This is a genomic window from Tsukamurella ocularis, from assembly GCF_965138335.1.
Classification (GTDB): domain Bacteria; phylum Actinomycetota; class Actinomycetes; order Mycobacteriales; family Mycobacteriaceae; genus Tsukamurella; species Tsukamurella ocularis_A.
Genome location: NZ_CBCSDV010000001.1, coordinates 397760 through 415661 on the forward strand (window position 1 = coordinate 397760; position 17902 = coordinate 415661).

The 17902-nt window shown below is 71.8% G+C and carries 15 protein-coding genes and 2 pseudogenes; 14 read left to right on the plus strand and 3 right to left on the minus strand.

Going from position 1 to position 17902, the window contains the following annotated elements:
• Positions 1–35: 35 nt before the first annotated feature.
• Positions 36–1982: an acetate--CoA ligase gene (gene acs, locus ACNAYW_RS02115; RefSeq protein ID WP_415848099.1), complete on the minus strand. Its 1947-nt coding sequence runs from the start codon at positions 1980–1982 to the stop codon at positions 36–38.
• A 311-nt stretch (positions 1983–2293) separates the two neighbouring features.
• Between acs and ACNAYW_RS02120 the strand changes: the two genes are divergently transcribed.
• The 5 genes from ACNAYW_RS02120 to ACNAYW_RS02140 are packed head-to-tail and all read left to right on the plus strand — an operon-like array spanning position 2294 to position 8267.
• The gene (locus ACNAYW_RS02120) at positions 2294–3838 is read left to right on the plus strand and encodes a peptide ABC transporter substrate-binding protein (RefSeq protein WP_415848212.1); all 1545 of its coding nucleotides are present in this window, start codon (positions 2294–2296) and stop codon (positions 3836–3838) included.
• A 4-nt stretch (positions 3839–3842) separates the two neighbouring features.
• A complete protein-coding gene (locus ACNAYW_RS02125) occupies positions 3843–4769 on the plus strand; it encodes an ABC transporter permease (protein WP_415848100.1) in 927 nt (308 codons plus the stop codon).
• Entirely contained in the window at positions 4762–5712 is a 951-nt protein-coding gene (locus ACNAYW_RS02130; protein WP_415848101.1) for an ABC transporter permease, read from the plus strand. Before ACNAYW_RS02125 ends, ACNAYW_RS02130 begins: the two co-directional genes overlap by 8 nt.
• On the plus strand, positions 5712–7490 hold the full coding sequence (locus ACNAYW_RS02135; RefSeq protein ID WP_415848102.1) for a dipeptide ABC transporter ATP-binding protein: 1779 nt from the start codon (positions 5712–5714) through the stop codon (positions 7488–7490). The genes ACNAYW_RS02130 and ACNAYW_RS02135 overlap by 1 nt, the downstream gene beginning before the upstream one ends.
• Before the next feature lie 39 nt (positions 7491–7529).
• A complete protein-coding gene (locus ACNAYW_RS02140) occupies positions 7530–8267 on the plus strand; it encodes a Fic family protein (protein ID WP_415848103.1) in 738 nt (245 codons plus the stop codon).
• 457 nt (positions 8268–8724) lie between these two features.
• Here the strand turns inward: ACNAYW_RS02140 and ACNAYW_RS02145 are convergent, their stop codons facing one another.
• Positions 8725–9555, minus strand: coding sequence for an HAD family hydrolase (locus tag ACNAYW_RS02145; protein WP_415848213.1), 831 nt, complete (start codon positions 9553–9555; stop codon positions 8725–8727).
• Between the two features lie 139 nt (positions 9556–9694).
• On the opposite strand from ACNAYW_RS02145, the gene ssd reads away from it, so the two are divergent.
• From ssd to ACNAYW_RS02190, 9 genes and pseudogenes are all read left to right on the plus strand, one after another.
• Positions 9695–10795 carry a septum site-determining protein Ssd gene (ssd, locus tag ACNAYW_RS02150; RefSeq protein WP_415848104.1) on the plus strand — a complete coding sequence of 367 codons (1101 nt, stop codon included), beginning with the start codon at positions 9695–9697 and terminating at the stop codon, positions 10793–10795.
• Entirely contained in the window at positions 10792–11973 is a 1182-nt protein-coding gene (locus ACNAYW_RS02155; RefSeq protein WP_415848105.1) for a TadA family conjugal transfer-associated ATPase, read from the plus strand. Before ssd ends, ACNAYW_RS02155 begins: the two co-directional genes overlap by 4 nt.
• 278 nt (positions 11974–12251) lie before the next feature.
• Positions 12252–12556, plus strand: a 305-nt coding sequence (locus ACNAYW_RS02160) for a type II secretion system F family protein (protein WP_415848214.1), incomplete at its 3' end; no start/stop codon positions are given.
• A gap of 1 nt (position 12557) precedes the next feature.
• A pseudogene (locus ACNAYW_RS02165) lies at positions 12558–12770 on the plus strand (hypothetical protein); the annotation flags it as partial.
• Entirely contained in the window at positions 12736–13311 is a 576-nt protein-coding gene (locus tag ACNAYW_RS02170; protein ID WP_415848106.1) for a type II secretion system F family protein, read from the plus strand. The pseudogene ACNAYW_RS02165 and the gene ACNAYW_RS02170, both read left to right, overlap by 35 nt.
• Before the next feature lie 23 nt (positions 13312–13334).
• Positions 13335–13529: a DUF4244 domain-containing protein gene (locus ACNAYW_RS02175; RefSeq protein ID WP_224648440.1), complete on the plus strand. Its 195-nt coding sequence runs from the start codon at positions 13335–13337 to the stop codon at positions 13527–13529.
• 23 nt (positions 13530–13552) lie between these two features.
• Complete coding sequence (locus ACNAYW_RS02180) at positions 13553–13861, plus strand: TadE family type IV pilus minor pilin (RefSeq protein WP_415848107.1); 309 nt, start codon at positions 13553–13555, stop codon at positions 13859–13861.
• Positions 13858–14043, plus strand: a 186-nt coding sequence (locus ACNAYW_RS02185) for a pilus assembly protein TadG-related protein (RefSeq protein ID WP_415848108.1), incomplete at its 3' end; no start/stop codon positions are given. The genes ACNAYW_RS02180 and ACNAYW_RS02185, both read left to right, overlap by 4 nt.
• A gap of 21 nt (positions 14044–14064) precedes the next feature.
• Positions 14065–14256 (plus strand): annotated as a pseudogene (locus ACNAYW_RS02190) (Rv3654c family TadE-like protein); the annotation flags it as partial.
• Positions 14257–14262: 6 nt separating this feature from the next.
• Here ACNAYW_RS02190 and ACNAYW_RS02195 read toward each other — a convergent pair.
• Positions 14263–17886, minus strand: a complete 3624-nt coding sequence (locus tag ACNAYW_RS02195) for an ATP-binding cassette domain-containing protein (RefSeq protein WP_415848109.1) — start codon at positions 17884–17886, stop codon at positions 14263–14265.
• Positions 17887–17902 lie beyond the last annotated feature (16 nt).

Sequence of the window (17902 nt, forward strand, 5' to 3'; positions counted from 1 at the left end):
ACGTTACCGCCCTCGGTCGCTCGAAGCGAGGTGATTCAGCTCCGCTGCTTGCGGATGTTCTCGAAGACCGTCGGATCCACCAGCGTCGACGTGTCGCCCAGCTCGCGGCCCTCGGCCACGTCGCGGAGCAGGCGGCGCATGATCTTGCCGGAACGGGTCTTCGGAAGCTCGGGCACGATGTTGATCTCGCGCGGCTTGGCGATCGGCGAGATGTCCTTCGAGACCTGCGCCGTCATCTCGGCGATCAGCGTGGCAGGGTCGGAATCGTCGACGCCCTGGCGCAGGATGACGAACGCGGCGATGGCCTGCCCCGTCGTCGCGTCGGACGCGCCCACCACGGCCGCCTCGGCCACGGCCGGGTGCCCGACGAGCGCGGACTCGACCTCGGCGGTCGAGATGCGGTGGCCCGAGATGTTCATGACGTCGTCGACGCGGCCCAGCACCCAGAGCGCGCCGTCCTCGTCGTACCGCGCACCGTCGCCCGCGAAGTACCAGCCCTGGTCGGCGTAGCGCGACCAGTAGGTGTCCACGAACCGCTCCGGATCGCCCCAGATGCCGCGGAGCATCGCCGGCCACGGCTTGTCGAGCACCAGCAGGCCGGATTCGCCGCGGGGCAGGCTGTTCCCGTCGTCGTCGACGATGTTCGCGCTGATGCCGGGCACGGGCTCCATCGCCGAGCCGGGCTTGAGCACGGTCGTACCGGGGAGCGGCGCGACCATCGCGGCGCCGGTCTCCGTCTGCCACCAGGTGTCGACGATCGGGGCCGTGCCGGCGCCGATGACGTCGCGGTACCAGCGCCACGCCTCGGGGTTGATGGGCTCGCCCACCGAACCGAGCACGCGGATCGAGCTCAGGTCGTGCGCGTCGGGGATCTCGCGGCCCCACTTCATGAACGTGCGCACCAGCGTGGGTGCGATGTAGTAGATCGAGACGCCGTACTTCTCGATGATCTCGAAGTGCCGGTGCTCGTTCGGCGAGTTCGGCGTGCCCTCGTACAGGATCTGGGTGGCGCCGTTGGCCAGCGGGCCGTAGACGATGTAGGTGTGGCCCGTGACCCAGCCGATGTCGGCGGTGCACCAGTACACGTCCTTCTCCGGCTTGAGGTCGAAGAGGTAGTGGTGCGTGTACGCGGCCTGCGTGAGGTAGCCGCCTGAGCTGTGCACGATGCCCTTGGGCTTGCCCGTGGTGCCGGAGGTGTACAGCAGGAACAGGGGGTGCTCCGCGTCGAAGGCCTCGGGGGCGTGCTCCGACGATGCCGCGCCCACCGACTCGTGCCACCACACGTCGCGGTCGTGCCAGTCGATGTCGTTCTTGCAGCGCTGCACCACGATGACCTTCTCGACCGTGGTGGTCGTGGTGCCGTCGACGTCCATGTCGAGCGCCTCGTCGACATTGGCCTTGAGCGGCGCGGGCTTGCCGCGGCGGAACTGGCCGTCGGTGGTGATGACCACCTTCGCCTCGGCGTCGTCGACGCGCGAGCGCAGGGCCGCGGCGGAGAAGCCGCCGAAGACCACCGAGTGGGTCAGGCCCAGGCGCGCGCAGGCGAGCATGGCGACGATGGCCTCGGGCACCATCGGCATGTAGATCGCGACCCGGTCGCCGGGCTGCAGGCCCAGCGAGCTCAGGTAGTTGGCCGCGCGGCTCACCTCGTCCTTGAGGTCGTTGTAGGTGAGGTCGCGGCTGTCGCCGGGCTCGCCGATCCAGTGGATCGCGACGCGGTCGCCGTTGCCCGCGTCCACGTGGCGATCGACGCAGTTGTACGCGACGTTGAGCCTGCCGCCCACGAACCACTTGGCGAAGGGGGCGCCGCTCCAGTCCAGAACCTCGCCGAACGGGGTGTCCCAGTGCAGCCGGTTCGCCTGCTCGGCCCAGAAGCCCAAACGGTCCGCTTCGGCACGGTCGTACAGGTCGCGCCCCTGCGTGTTGGCCTGAGCTGCGAATTCTGCGGAAGGCGGGTATGCGGCGGTCGCGGAATCAGTCATGGGTCAATCGTAGGGACCCCGTCAGGGCACGGGCAGGGCTTTTCCGAATCTGGGACGCCGAGGGCCGGGGTTGCACGGGGTTGCCCTCCTCTTATACCCCGGGACGACGACGTTCGGTGCGGACTCGCCGGGACGGGGATCGACAGCGAGCATTGCCGGGACAGAGTAGTGAGGTGCGCTTAAAGTGCTGTGCACTGAACTGGCCAACTCCGGCGGAGGTAGTAGTGAGAAGACAAACACAGCGGTGGTCGACGACGCGGGCGATCCTCGCGGTCGCCGTCGCCGCGAGCCTGGCGGTGTCCGGGTGCAGCATGGACGGCGCGCGGTCGCAGAACACCGTCGGGCCCGATGCGATCGTGCGGGTGAACGGCGGTGAGCCGCAGAGCGGACTGGTTCCCTCGGACACCAACGAGAACATGGGCGGTCGCGTGGTCGACTCCCTGTTCACCGGGCTCTACAGCTATGAAGCGGACGGGACACCCGAGCTCGCGAACGCTGAAGCGGTCGAGACCACGGATAACAAGCGGTTCACGGTCAAGCTCAAGCGCGACTGGAAGTTCACCGACGGCACCCCCGTGAAGGCGCAGAACTACGTGCGCGCCTGGAACTTCGGTGCCGCCATCGGCAACCTGCAGAAGCAGCAGAGCTTCTACGCCCCGATCGCCGGCTTCGACGAGGTGTCCGAGAAGGGTGCCACCAAGACCGAGATGAGCGGCCTCAAGGTGGTCGACGACTACACGTTCACCATCGACCTCGCCGCCCCGAACATCGACTTCAAGCTGGCGCTCGGGTTCACCCCGTTCGTGCCCCTCCCCGACGTGTTCTTCACCGAGGGCAAGGAGAAGTTCGGCCAGAACCCCGTCGGCAACGGCCCGTACAAGCTCAAGCAGTGGCGGCACAACGTCCAGCTGGACGTCGTCCGCAACGAGGACTACAAGGGGCCCAAGCCGAAGAACGGCGGCCTCACGTTCGTGATGTACGAGTCGTTCGACCCGGCGTACACCGACCTGACGTCGGGCAACCTCGACGCGCTCGACACCATCCCCAACAGCGCGTTGCGCTCGTTCAAGAAGACGCTGGGCAAGAAGGCGATCACCAAGCCGACCGCGCAGACCCAGTCGTTCGTGATCCCCGAGTTCCTCGAGCACTTCGGCCCGGACGAGGAGGGGCGGCTGCGGCGGCAGGCGATCTCCATGTCGATCGACCGGCAGCAGATCATCGACGTGGTCTTCCAGGGCTTCCGCAACCCGGCGCTCGAGTTCACGGCTCGCTCGATCCCCGGGTGGAGCGGCGATATCCCGGGCAACGAGACCGTCAAGCACAATCCGGAGCTCGCGAAGCAGCGGTGGGCGCAGGCGAACGCGATCAAGCCGTGGACCGGTGCGTTCACCATCGCCTACAACTCCGACGGTGATCACAAGCAGTGGATCGACGCGGTCACCAATCAGATCAAGAACACCCTCGGCATCGAGGCCGAGGGCAAGCCGTACGCCACCTTCAAGCAGATCCGCGACGAACTGACCAAGCGCACGTTGAAGTCGGCCGGCCGTAACGGCTGGCAGGGCGACTACCCCACACTGCTGAACTTCCTCGAGTCGAACTACGTGACCGGCGGCGGCTCGAACGACGGCGACTACAGCAATCCGGCGTTCGACAGGAAGATCGCGGAGGGGCAGCAGGCGCTGGATCCGGCGCAGTCGACCCGACTGATCAACGAGGCGCAGTCGATCCTGCTGGCGGACCTCCCCGTCGTTCCGCTCTGGGACTACAACGCTGCAGCCGGTGTCGGCGAGGGCGTTCACGGGGAGCTCACGTGGAACGGCCGCTTCGACTTCACGAACATCACGAAGGAGTGATGGCATGACCAGATATCTCCTGAGCAGGCTCGGGCAGTTGGTGATCGTGTTCTTCGGCGCCACGCTGCTCATCTACGCGCTCGTGTTCCTGGTGCCCGCGGACCCCATCGCGGCGCTCGGCGGCGATCGCACGCTGCCTCCCGAGGTGGTCGAGGGCCTGCGCGCCCAGTACCACCTCGATCAGCCCTTCCTGGTGCAGTACTGGTACTACATCAAGGGCGTCTTCTCACTCGACTTCGGCACCTCGTTCTCCGGACAGCCGGTGTGGGACGTGATGAAGCGGGCCTTCCCCGTCACGGTGAACCTCGCGCTCATCGCGCTCGCGGTCGAGACGATCCTGGGCATCTTCTTCGGCGTCATCGCCGGCCTGAAGAAGGGCAAGCTGTTCGACACGTCGATCCTGTTCGTCTCGCTGATCATCATCGCGGTGCCGATCTTCGTGCTCGGCTTCATCGCCCAGTTCATCTTCGGTGTGAAGCTGGAGTGGTTCCCGGTGACCGTCGGCGGCAACCTGGACTTCTACCACCTGCTGCTGCCGGGCATCGTGCTCGGCCTGGTGTCCTTCGCGTACGTCGTGCGGCTCACCCGCTCCCAGGTCTCGCAGAACCTCACCGCCGACTACGTGCGGACCGCGACGGCCAAGGGCCTGCCGCGCTCGCGCGTCGTCCTGGTGCACGTGCTGCGCAACTCGCTGATCCCGGTGGTCACGTTCCTGGGCGCCGATATCGGCGCGCTCATGGGCGGCGCGCTCGTCACCGAGGGCATCTTCAACATCCCCGGCGTGGGCGGCACCATCTACCAGGCCATCATCCGGGGCGAGGCCACCACAGTGGTCTCCTTCGTGACGGTGCTCATCGTCATCTACCTCATCTGCAACGTGGTGGTCGACCTGCTCTACGCCGCCCTCGACCCGAGGATCCGTTATGCCTGAGAATCACACCTATCCCGGACAAGAACGCTTCGTCGCCGCGGCCGACGACGTGGTGTTGGGCGCGGTCGACGCCGTGGCCAAGGACGTCGAGCCCGCCGGCTTCTGGAAGACGGCCTGGCTGCAGCTCAAGGTGAAGCCCCTGTTCTGGGTCTGCATCGCGCTCCTCGCACTGATCCTGCTCGTGGTCCTGTTCCCATCGGTGTTCGCCTTCGGCAAGGATCCGCACGAGGCGTCCCTGGACCGCTCTCTCCTGCCGCCGAGCGGCGAGCACTGGTTCGGCACCGACCTGCAGGGCTACGACATCTACGCGCGCACGATCTACGGCGCCCGGGCCTCGGTCCTCGTCGGCGTCCTCACCACGATCGCCGTGGTGGTGATCGGCGGCATCCTCGGTGCCACCGCCGGCTTCTACGGCGGCTGGCTCGACTCGCTCATCGCGCGCCTGTCGGACATCTTCTTCGGTGTCCCGTTGATGCTCGCGGCCGTCGTGGTCATGCAGATGGTCAGCTCGCGCACCGTGTACTCGGTGGTACTGGTCCTCGCGATCTTCAGCTGGCCGCAGATCGCCCGCATCGCGCGGTCGGCGGCCATCTCGATCCGCAACGAGGAGTACATCGACGCCTCGAAGTCGTTGGGGTCGTCCAAGGTCCGCACCTTGTTCACGCACGTGATCCCCAACTGCCTGGGCCCGGTGATCGTGGTCGCGACCGTCGCGCTGGGCATCTACATCGTCACCGAGGCCACCCTGTCGTACCTCGGCATCGGCCTCCCGGCCAGCGAGGTCTCCTGGGGCATGGACATCTCCGACGGGCAGACGCTCCTCCGCGAGGGCACGCCCATCCTGTTCTTCCCCGCGACCGCCCTGGCGATCACCGTGCTCACGTTCATGATGCTCGGTGACGTCCTGAGCGACGCACTCGATCCGAAGGCGAGGAAGCGCTGATGTCCGACGAGCACAAGCACGGCCTGAGCAAGGTCAAGGACAAGGTCGCCTCGGCGCTCGGCAAGTCGCCGTCGCCGCTGCTCGAGATCCGCGACCTGGTCGTGGAATTCGACGTCCAGGGCAAGCCGGTCCCCGCGGTGCGGGGCGCCAACCTCACGGTCTATCCGGGCCAGACGGTGGCGATCGTCGGCGAGTCCGGCTCGGGCAAGTCCACCACGGCCGCGGCCGTGATGGGCCTGCTGCAGGGCACTGGCAAGGTCGCGAGCGGCCAGATCGTCTTCGACGGTCAGGATCTGTCGAAGGCCTCCGAGAAGGACTTCCAGAAGATCCGGGGCGACGGCATCGGCCTGGTCCCGCAGGACCCGAACACCAACCTGAACCCGCTGTGGCGCGTGGGCTTCCAGATCAAGGAGACCCTCAAGGCCAACAACGCCGAGGAGGGCGACGCCAAGAAGCGGGCGATCGCCCTGCTGGCCGAGGCGGGGATGAAGGATCCCGACAAGCGGGTGAACCAGTACCCGCACGAGTTCTCGGGCGGCATGAAGCAGCGCGCGCTCATCGCGATCGGCCTGGCCTGCCGGCCGAAGCTGCTCATCGCCGACGAGCCGACGTCCGCGCTCGACGTCACGGTGCAGCGGCAGATCCTGGATCACCTGGACACGCTCACCTCCGACCTCGGCACCGCGGTGCTGCTCATCACGCACGACCTGGGGCTGGCCGCCGAGCGCGCCAGTCACCTCGTCGTGATGTACAAGGGTCGCGTCGTGGAATCCGGTCCCGCGCTGGAGATCCTGCAGGATCCGCAGCACGAGTACACCAAGCGGCTCGTCTCCGCCGCGCCGTCGCTCTCGGCGCGCCGGTCCGAGATCCCGCCGGTCGCGGCCGCGGTGACGGACGTTGCGGAGGCCGGCGCCGGCGGTTCGGACGCCGGGCTGGAGACGGCCAAGGCCGCGCTGAGGGACTCCGCAGCGAAGGGTCCGGCGGAGGTCGTCGTCGCCGCGAACCTGGTGAAGGACTTCCCGATCCGGGGATCGCTGCCGTTCCAGAGCAGCGACTTCCGCGCGGTCGACGACGTCAGCTTCACCATGCTGCGGGGCACCACGACCGCGGTGGTCGGCGAGTCCGGCTCGGGTAAGTCGACGGTGGCCCGCATGGTGCTCGGCCTGCTCGAACCGACCAGCGGCACCGTCGAATTCGATGGGAAGGACGTCACCACCCTCCGCGGCGCGGAGGCGAAGGCGTTCCGGCGGCGGGTGCAGCCCGTCTTCCAGAACCCCTACGGCTCTTTGGATCCGATGTACTCGATCTACCGAGCGATCACGGAACCGTTGGTGGTGCACGGCATCGGGGACAAGACGTCGCGGGTGGAGCGGGCGAAGGAACTGCTCGAGATGGTGGCGATGCCGGCGGACACCATGCACCGCTACCCCAACGAGCTGTCGGGCGGTCAGCGGCAGCGCGTCGCGATCGCGCGAGCGCTGGCCCTCAACCCCGAGGTGATCGTGCTCGACGAGGCGGTCTCCGCGCTCGACGTGCTGGTGCAGGCCCAGATCCTCACGCTGCTCGAGGGTCTGCAGCAGGAGCTGGGGCTGACCTACCTGTTCATCACGCACGACCTGGCGGTGGTCAAGCAGATCGCGCACCAGACGCTGGTGATGGCGGGCGGCAAGGTGGTCGAGTCCGGTCCGACGGATCAGGTCTACGACAACCCGACGTCGGACTACACACGGACGCTGATCGCGGCCATCCCCGGCGGCTCGATCGAGCTGGCGGGCTGATCGGAGGGGACGCGCGGCGCGCGGGTTAGGGTGGGTCGTGTGACCGACCCGCTGAGCCCGCTCGTCGCCGTCCCCGCCGTCGCGGAGGCGGCCGCCGCCGCGCGGGAGGCGCTCGCCAAGGTGCACCGGCATCCCGCGAACCGGCGGGAGTGGCGGGCGACCGCGACGGAATCGTCGCTGCGCGGGGCCCGGGCCTCGGCCGCGCTCGACGGCGCGGCCGTCGCGCTGAGCCGCGACGAGCTGATCAACGATCCGGTGCTCGCCGGCTCGATGCGCGCCTACCAGGCGATCGACGGTGACCTGCTGGACGCCTCGGTCGGGGTGTGGCGGCGCGCGCCGTTGCAGGTCCTCGCCCGGCTGCACACGCTGGCCGCAGCCGATCTCGTCGACGGTGACGATTCCCGGCTCGGGCGGCCGCGGCCCGGGACGGGGGAGCGGCTCGGCCTGCTCGCGCAGCTCGTGACCGGTGGCACGGAGGCGCCCGCGCCGGTCGTGGCGGCGATCGTGCACGGGGAACTGCTCTCGCTGCGCCCGTTCGAGGTCGCCGACGGGGTGGTCGCGCGTGCCGCGTCGCGGTTGGTGACCGTCGCGTCGGGGCTCGATCCGCACGCGCTCGGTATCCCGGAGACCACCTGGCTGAAGTTCGCGCCGAGCTATGCCGATGCGGCGGACGCGTTCGGCATGGGGGAACCCGACGGCGTCGTGGCGTGGGTGGTGTTGTGCTGCCAGGCGCTGGAGGCCGGCGGGCTGGAGGCACTGGCGCTCGCGGAGCGCTGACGGCGGAGTCCGCTCCGCCCGTGAGTGTTCGGGCATGACCCGGACATGCGCAACGGCGACCCGGCCTGAGCTGAGGAAGGGGCACTCGAGGTGCTTTCCTCAGAACGGGTCCGAATCGCCGTTCGCTAGCACGGATCCCGGTTACCAAGCGTGCGTGAGGGTGGGCTGTATTACGGCCTCGGCGTGCACCGGTGGAGAGATCCACTATCCGCGGATCTTGTGCTGACCACTGAAGTTCCCCGGTGACGCAGGCTCACAGCGCTTTCCGCCATAGGTGGCGAGCTCCGCGTGGGTGCCTGGTGTCCGTGCTGGGAGCCTTGACGCTCAGGAACCCTCGACCTTCTCTTCCGGTGGGGGTTTGGCTTTGCGCCGCTCCGTGACTCCTTTCTACCCTGTGAGCGCCGTCACAGCAAGGGGTCGGCCGGAATTTTCTCGGATCTCTTGCTACCGGCCGGTATCAGCGCTTCTTGCGGTGCAGCACAAGGTAAGTCGCCACACCGGCGCCCGCGGCGACCACGCCGAGGCCCGCGCTGGCGAGCACGGAATTCCGCGACGGTGTGGGTATCCGATCGCGCAACGGTGTGGGGTTCGAGAACGAGACGACGGGCCACCCGCGCTCGGCCGCCTCCTTGCGCAGGCCGCGGTCGGGATTGACCGCGGTGGGGTGCCCGACGGCGGCGAGCATGGGCACGTCGGTGATGGAATCCGAGTATGCGAAGCACTGCTCGAGGTCGTAGCCGTGCTCGGCCGCGAGCGCCTCCATGGCGACGACCTTGTTCTCGCCGTAGCAGTAGAACTCGACCTCGCCGGCGTACTTGCCGTCCTCGACCTTCATCTTCGACGCCACCGAGTAATCGGCACCCAGCATCTCCGCGATCGGACGCACCATCTCCTCGCCCGAGGCGGAGACGATCACCACGTCGTGGCCGCGGGCGTGGTGCCCGGCGATCAGCTCGGAGGCCTCGGCGAAGACCAGCGGGTTCACCACGTCGTGCAGCGCCTCGCGGACGATGGTCGACACCTGCTCCACGTTCCAGCCCTCGCACATCTGCGTGAGGTGGTCGCGCATGCGCTCCATCTGGTCGTGATCGGCGGCCGTCAGCATCATGAGGAACTGCGCGTAGCTCGACTTGAGCACCGCGCGGCGGTTGAGCAGCCCCTCGTCGAAGAAGGGACGCGAGAAGGCCAGCGCGGACGATTTCGCGATGATCGTCTTGTCCAGGTCGAAGAAGGCGGCGACCCGGCGCACCGGGGCCTCGTCGGGCGCGGTAGGGCTCACGTCGATCAGCCTACCGGTGCCCCAGCGCTCCGCACCGCGCAAGAGCGGAGACCGGTTTCCTCCACAGCTTTCGCGAATCGGACAGGTTTCTCCACAGGCCGGGGCGGGATCGGACGAACCGGACAGCGGTTCGGACGATGCTGTGGTCATGCGGGGGATCGAGATCGGGATGGCGGTGGCCGACGGGGCCCTGGCCGACGACGTGCGCCGGGCCGCCGCCGCGGCCGCGCGGGCGGTCACGGACATCGATCGGGGCAGGCCGCGCGCGTGCTGGGCCTCCGCGGCGGGGCTCGTGCTGGACCTCGCCGCGGCGTCGGCGATGGCGGAGGCGGCGCGTGCCGGCGGCCTTCCGCGCCGCGAGGGGGTCGCGATCGTCGCGGGCGAGGCGGGGATGGCGGAGCTGGCGGCGGCCGTCGAAGTGGGGGCGACGCAGGTCTTCGTGCTGCCTGCGCAGGTCCGTGAGCTGGCTCGATTCCTCGCCGCCCGGGAGCAGGACGACGGCGCGCGCTCGCGCGTCGTCGCCGTGCTCGGCGGCCACGGCGGGGCCGGCGCCTCCGTCCTCGCGGCGGCCGTCGCAGTGACCGCGCCCGGCCGCGGGATCACGGCGCTCGCCGTCGACGCGGACCCCTGGGGCGGCGGGCTCGATCTGCTCCTCGGCTGCGCGGACACGCCGGGCCTGCGCTGGGGCGACCTGGCGCTGCGCGGCGGCCACGTGCCGTCGGACGCGCTGGTCGCGGCGCTCCCGGGGCGGTCCGGGGCCGTCGCGGTGCTCTCTGCGGGTGGCGCGGTGGCGGGCGCGGGCCGCGACGCGGGAGGCGCACCGTCGCCCGAGATCCCGGTGGAGGGGCTGCTCGCCGTCATCGACGCGGGCCGCCGCAGCGTGGGCGTCACCGTCGTGGACCTGCCCCGGCGCGACGACTCCGCGACCTCGGCGTGCCTCGAGGTCGCGGACGTCGTGATCGTCGTCGCGGGGGCCACGGTGCGAGGGTGCGCGGCCGCCCGCTCGGTGGTCGACGGCGTGACGGGCCGCGCGCGGCGGATCGGGCTGGTGGCGCGCGGCCCCGCGCCGGGCGGTCTCTCGGCGCGGGACGTCGAGCGGGCGGTCGGGGTGCCGTTGGTGGCGTCGATGCGTCCGCAGCCGGGCCTGGCCGCCCAACTCGACGACGGCGGTCTGCGGCTGCGGCGGGGCACGCCGCTGTCGGTCGCGGCCGGGCGCGTGCTCGACGCCGTGCGGCGGAGCGCGGCATGACCTCCCCGGACGGCGACCTGCTGGCGAGGGTGCGGGAGCGGCTCGCGCACACCGCCGCGGTCCTCACCCCCGATGTCATGGCGGCGGCGCTCCGCGCGGAATGCGGAGGCGTGCTGGGCGATACGGACCTGCTCGACGGCCTCGCCTACCTCGAGACCGAGCTCGTCGGCGCCGGGCGGCTCGAACCGCTGCTCGCCGACCCGGACGTGGCGGACGTACTGGTCCACGGCCCGCGGAAGGTATGGGTGGACCGGGGTCGGGGGCTCGAGCCCGCCGGCATCGCCTTTGAGGACGACGCCGCCGTGCGCCGGCTCGCGGCCCGGCTCGCGCTGGCGGCCGGTCGGCGTTTGGACGATGCGCAGCCCTGGGTCGACGGGCACCTCCCCGCCGGTCCGGGTGGCCGGGCGGGCAGCGGGATCAGGCTGCACGCCGTGTTGCCGCCGCTCGCGCACGGCGGCACTTGCATCTCGCTGCGCGTGTTGCGGCCGGCGACGCAGACGCTCGACTCGCTCGTCGACGGCGGCGCGGTGCCCGCCGACGTGGCCGGACTGGTACGCCGGGTGGTGGCGGCACGGCTCGCCTTCCTCGTGGTCGGCGGCACCGGCAGCGGCAAGACGACGCTGCTCAACGGGCTGCTCGGCGCGGTGGACCCGGGGGAGCGGGTGCTGTGCGTCGAGGATGCGCACGAGCTCGATCCCGTGCACCCGCACGTGGTCTCGCTGCTGGCGCGGGGCGCGAACGTCGAGGGCGTCGGCGAGGTGACGGTACGCGACCTGGTGCGGCAGGCGCTGCGGATGCGGCCGGACCGGATCGTCGTCGGGGAGGTCCGCGGCGCCGAGGTCGTCGACCTGCTCACCGCCCTCAACACCGGCCACGACGGTGGCGCCGGCACCGTGCACGCCAACTCCCCGCGCGAGGTACCCGCCCGGCTCGAGGCGCTCGCCGCGCTGGGCGGCCTGGGTCGGGAGGCGCTCCACGCCCAGCTGGCCGCCGCCTTCCAGGTGGTCTTCGCGGTCCATCGCTGGACGTCGGGGAGGCGCGGGCTGCGCAGCATCGGCATCGTCGACCGCGGCGACGACGGCTACGTGCGCGTGCTCCCCGCGTGGGACCGCGACGGCGGATTCACGGCGGAGGCCGACCGCGTGCGCGCGCTGCTCGCGGAGCGGGGCGTCCCGTGACCGCCGCGATCGTGCTGCTCGCCGCCGCGGCGCTGGCCTGGCCCGGCGGCCCCGCCGCCGCGCGCCTGCGGGCGGCGCACGCGCCCGCGGCCGCTCCGGTCGCACTGCGCTGGGGCTGGCTGGCGGTCGCGCTGCCGGTCGGTGCCCTGCTCATCGGACCGGGGCAGGCGCTGGCCGCGGCGCTTGCGGCCGGCACCGTCCGCGATCTCCGCTCGCGCAACCGAGCTGCGCGAGCGCGGATGTCGCGACTCTCGGCGATCCTCGCCGGCGTGGACGCGATGGTCGCCGAACTGTCCGTCGGGGCGCACCCCGCGGCCGCGTGCACCACCGCGGGCCGCGACGCCGAGGAGCCCCACGTGCGTGCCGTCTTCGCCGAGATGGCCGGCCGGGCGGAACTCGGCGGCGACGTGGCCGCGGGCCTGCGCACGCACGCCGACGAGAGTGCCGCGTGGCCGCGGATCGCGGCGGCCTGGGAGACGGGCACGCGCCACGGCATCGGCATGGGCGAGCTGCTCGCCTCCGTCCGAGAGGACCTGCGCGCGCGGGAACGGTACGAGCGGCGCGCGCACTCGTCGCTGGCCGGNGCGCGCGCCACCGCCCAGGTACTCGCCGCGCTGCCGGTGCTCGGCGTGGCGATGGGACAGCTCATCGGTGCCGACCCGCTCGGCACGCTCTTGGGCACCGGCGCGGGCGGTGCACTGCTGGTGGTCGGGACCTGCCTGACCTGCGCCGGACTGCTCTGGTCCCGCGCCATCGCCGACGGTGCCGGCGGCACCGGCCTGGGAGCCCGGACATGAGCGGGCACGGGCCGCTCGCGGCGGCGCTCGCCCTGCTGGCGGCGGCACTGCTCGTGCTCCCGGTGGCGGCGCGCCCCGCCGCGCGGCCGCGCCGGACCCGTTCGAGGCCGCCGCGGCCTACGACCTGTTCGCCGTCTGCCTGCGCGCGGGCATGCCGACAGCCGACGCCGCCAGAGCCGTCGCCGCGGGCGCCCCGCCCGCGCTCGCGGACATGCTCACCCGAGCCGCCGAGCTGCTCGCCCTGGGCTCCGACGCCGAGACCGCCTGGCGGACGGATTCGACGGATCCGCAGGTGGTCGGACTCACCCGCATGCTCCGACGGTCCGCCCGCGCGGGCTCCTCGCCGGCCGCCGGCCTGGCGGATCTCGCGCGCACCGAACGCGCACAGGCGGAGGACCGCGCGGTGGCGGCGGGCGAGCGGGCCGGTGTCGCGGTGGCGGGACCGCTGGGGCTGTGCTTCCTGCCGGCGTTCGTGTGCCTCGGCATCGTGCCGGTGGTGATGGGACTCGCGGGCAGGGTGCTCGGGGAGGGGCTGCTGTAGCGGCCCGACGGAAGGGGGATGGAATGTGGATCCGATTGCGATGCAGGATGACCGAGCTGATGCTGGAGGACGACGGCATGAGCACCGTCGAATACGCGATAGGCACCATCGCGGCCGCCGCGTTCGGCGCGGTGCTCTACGGGGTCGTCACCGGCGACAACATCGTCAGCGGGCTGACCGACATCATCGGCAAGGCGCTGGGCACCTCCACCGGCTAGCCGGCGAGGCGGGCGCGGTCACGGTGGAGGCGGCGTTCGCCGTCGCCAGCCTGTTCACCGTGCTCGTGCTCAGCGTCGGTGCGGTCGTCGGCGTCACCGCGCACGTGCGGTGTGTGGACGCCGCCCGGGAGGCGGCCCGGCTCACTGCCCGAGGCGACGACGCTCGTGCCGCGAACGCCGTCGCCGAGGTGGGGCCACCGGGCGCGACGTCGACGGTGCGTCGCGACGGCGACACGGTGACCGTGCAGGTCCGGGCGCCGGTGGCGCTCCTCCCGGGGCTGACGGTCTCCGCCACGGCGGTCGCCGCCGCGGAGCCGGGGACGGTCCCGTGACCGCGACCGCCCGCGCCGGGCCGCGGAGCACACCGCGGGCGCGGGCGCGCTCGGCGGGCGGGGCGGAGGACGGGGTGGCGACGGTGCTCGCCGCCGTCATGGTCGCCGCGATCGTCGTGGTGGCGGTCATGGTGGTCGACGTCGGTGCCGCCGTCTCCGCCCGCCATCGCGCGCAGACGGCGNCCGACCTCGCGGCGCTCGCNGGCGCCGCGAGCGCGATCGACGCGGAGGAGGCGTGCGCGGCGGCGGACCGTCTGGCCCGGGCCAACACGGGATCGCTGCGCGCGTGCGCCGTGGACGGCTTCGAGGTGACGGTGCGGGTGAGCGTCCCGGTCTCCCTGTCGGTCTTCGGAGCCGACGAGGCCGCCGCCGTCGCCCGGGCGGGACCGGAATGAGCGGCCTCACCCGGCCAGGAAACCCCACTCCCGCGCGAGGTCCGTCCACGGCCCGACCGCGACGATCCGCCCGTCGACGAGCACCACCACCCGGTCGGCCCGGGCCAGCGCGGCCCGTTTGGACGTCGCCCCGATCACGGTGGCACGTCGCTCGCGCAGCGCCTCCCACAGCTCGATCTCCGTGGTGGCGTCCAGCGCACTGGACACGTCGTCGGCGAGAAGGAGCTCGGCGTCGGTCGCCAGCGCCCGCGCGAGCGCGAGTCGCTGCACCTGACCACCGGAGAGCCGCACCCCTCGGTGCCCGACCAGCGCGTCCCGTCCGCCCGCCGCGGCGACATCGGCTCCGAGCCGGGCGTCGGCGACGGGCCCCTCGAAGGCGCGGTCGTGCCCGAGGCGGACGTTGTCGGCGAAGGTGCCCGACAGCACCCGGGGCACCTGGGCGATGTGCGCCACCTGTCCCGGCCGCAGGAACATCTCGGCGTCGGTGACCTCCCGGCCGTTCCACAGGATGTCGCCGCGGTGCGAGACCAGACCGGCGAGGGCCGCCAGCAGGCTCGACTTGCCGGAGCCGACCTGTCCCACCAGGAGCACGAGCTCGCCCGCCGAGACGCGCAGGTCGACGTGCTCGACGCCGATCGTCCCGTCGTCGTGGACGGCGGCGACGTCCCGCAGTACCAGTTCGTTCAGCGGAACCCGGGGCACCGGCGGCGGCTCCGGTGCGGTGCCGGAGACCAGGTCGACGCCGGGCGGCACGGTCATCAGGTCGACGCCGCCGGCGAAGCGGCTCGTCTCCGCCTGCCAGGCCCGGGTGCCGGGCGCCTCCGTGACCACGCTGCCGGCGACCCGGCCGAACCAGCCGAAGCCGCTCACCGCGTTGGCGACGAGCAGCGCCGTCGCCAGCGACCAGACCCCGCCCGAGTACGCGGCCCAGGCGGCGACCACACCGGCGTTCACCATCACCACGGGGACGCCCTCGAGGACCGCTTGCACCCGGTGCTCGGTCACCGCCGCCTCGACGCGACCCGCGTCGACGCGACGCAGGTGCGCGAGCACGGACGGCGTCGTCGCCGCGAGCTTGACCGTCCGGGCCGACTCCAGGGCAGACACGAGCGCCCGGCCGAACCGCGCCCGCGCGCTGGAGGCGGCGGCGGCGGACCGCCCGGCGATCGGCCGGCCGGCGCTCGACGCCACCGCCGACGCGACCAGGACGACGATCAACACCGCACCCGCGAGCCAGGTGCCTCCGAGAACCGCCGTCGCGGCGGCGATGAGGAACCCGCTGCCGAAATCCACCCAGCGGTCCGCGTACCGCGCGAACCGGTCGGCGTCCATCGTCCGGGCGACGACCTCACCCGCCGGAGTGCCGGCCAGCCGGTGCGGCTGCGTCTGGCCGCGCAGGACCACCATCCGGACCCGCAGCATGACCTCGACCCACCAGCGCGGATAACGACGGAACGCCTCGGCGATCGCCAGGGGCGCGACCATCAGCGAGACGACCACGCCGACCATCAGCCACCCCGGGCGGTCGCCCGCGCCGGCGGCCTCGACCGTCTCGCCCCACAACAGGCCGGTCACCGCGCCCTGCGCGCCGGTGAGGGCGGCGAGGAGGAAGAGGACCGCGCCGACCACGCCCCAGGTCGGCCTCACCAGGAGGGCGTGCGTGATGCCGCGGGTCAACGACGGTCCGCCGCCGACCTCCCGGACGGGCGGCGGCGGTCCCGTCCGGCGTCGTCCGCCGACGCCGGCGCTCCCCGCCACGGGGAGCGCCGCCGGGATCGTGTGCGCCGCAGGCGGGACAGCGGACGGTGCGCGGCCGCGACCCGATGTGGAATCCGGCCCGCCGGGCGCGGCACCGTCGGGGTCCACCGCCTCGGACCGACTGGCGGCGAGGAGGGTGGCGAACGGCCCCGGCGTCGCGGCCAACGCGGCCCGTGCCCCGAACTGCACGATCCGCCCGCCGTCGAGCACCGCCACCAGGGGCGCCCGCTCGATCGTCGTCAGCCGATGCGCGATGAGGATGCCCGTGCGGCCCGCCAGAAGCCGGTCCGAGGCTGCGATCACCAGCCGCTCGGTGAGCGGGTCCATCCGCGCGGTGGCCTCGTCGAGCACCACCACGTCGACGTCGCGGACCATGAGGCGGCAGAAGGCGACCAGTTGCTCCTCGCCGGCCGACAGTGTGGTTCCGCCCGGTCCGAGCGAGCTGCTCAGGCCGCCCGGCAGGCCGTCGACCCACGAGCGCAGGCCCAACTTCTCGATCGCGGCACTGATCCGATCGCGGGTGACGGAGGGGTCGAACAGGGCGATGTTGTCCGCCAGGGAGCCGATCAGGATCTCGGTGCGCTGTGTGACGACGCCGACGCGCGACCGCAGTCGTTGCAGGTCGATTCGCGTGATGTCGTGGCCGCCGACGAAAACGGTGCCGGGCGGTGGGTCGATGGCGCGCGAGAGCAGGGACGCCAGGGTCGACTTGCCGGATCCGGTGCGCCCGACGAGAGCGACGGTGTGCCCCGCCGGGATCGTGAGATCGATGCCGCTGAGCGCGAACGCGCCTTCCGCATAAGCGAAGTCGAGTCCGCGGATGTCGATCTCGAGCCCGGACGCCGATTCCGCGGACGACGGAACGTCGGTGCCGCCCTCGGGCTCAGGGGGAGCGGCCAGCATGGTCCGGATCCGGATGATCGCTCCCATCCCGGCCTGCAGGTCGGGTAGCTGCTCCGCGAGCTGGGCCACCTGGCCGACGAACATCGAGGTCACCAGGAACAGCGTGACGAGGCGGGCGACCGACATCGAGCCGTCGATCGTGAGAACGACCCCGGTGACCGCGATCGCCGCGAGCAGCGCGTGCAGCAACACGCCCGCCCGGCGGGCCAGCCGCGATTCCATCTGGACGACCGCGAGGAAGCGCGTGTGAATCTGGGCCGAGAGTCGTGCCAGCCGTGCGATCACGTGCGACTGGCCCAGGCTGGTCCGCAGATCGTTGCGGCCGGCGATCCCCTCCTCCAGGGCGGCGGCCTGGTCCGTCCACGCGATCTCCTCGATGACCTTGCGGCGGGCGATCTCGCCGAGGAAGCCGCGGATCGCGAACCAGGTGACGACCGCCAGCAGCGGGAACAGGAACGCCGCCGGCCACCACGCGACGGCCGCCACGAGCCACATCGGCACGCTGGACGAGACGGTGCGGAACAGGCCCCACAGCTGCCACCGGGCCAGGTTGCCGATCTCATGGGTGTCGTCATCGACGCGGTCCAGGATCTCGCCGACCGCCTGTTCGCTCAGCGCGGCGAGCGGCTGGTGCATCGCCGCGTGGAGCACGTCGTCCCGCAGCCGCCCCTCGGCGCGATCCACGACGGCGACCCACGCGATCTTGCCCACCGACTCGATCACCGCCGACCCGATCAGGCACAGCGCGAGCACCCCGATGAGCCCGCCCGTCGGATCCTGCGCCACTCGTCCCGCCACCACGGTCCCCGCGGTGGCCCCGATCGAGGCCACGCAGACGGCGACGATCGCGCCGAGGGCCACGGGGCCGCGGAGCCGCCGCCAGGTGACCCGGCGTTCAGGGCCGATCGGCGGAACCGGCGGAACCGGCGGTGCCGGAGCCGGTGCGTCGGAAAGGGTCGAATCGGACATCGTGCTCCACGGTAGA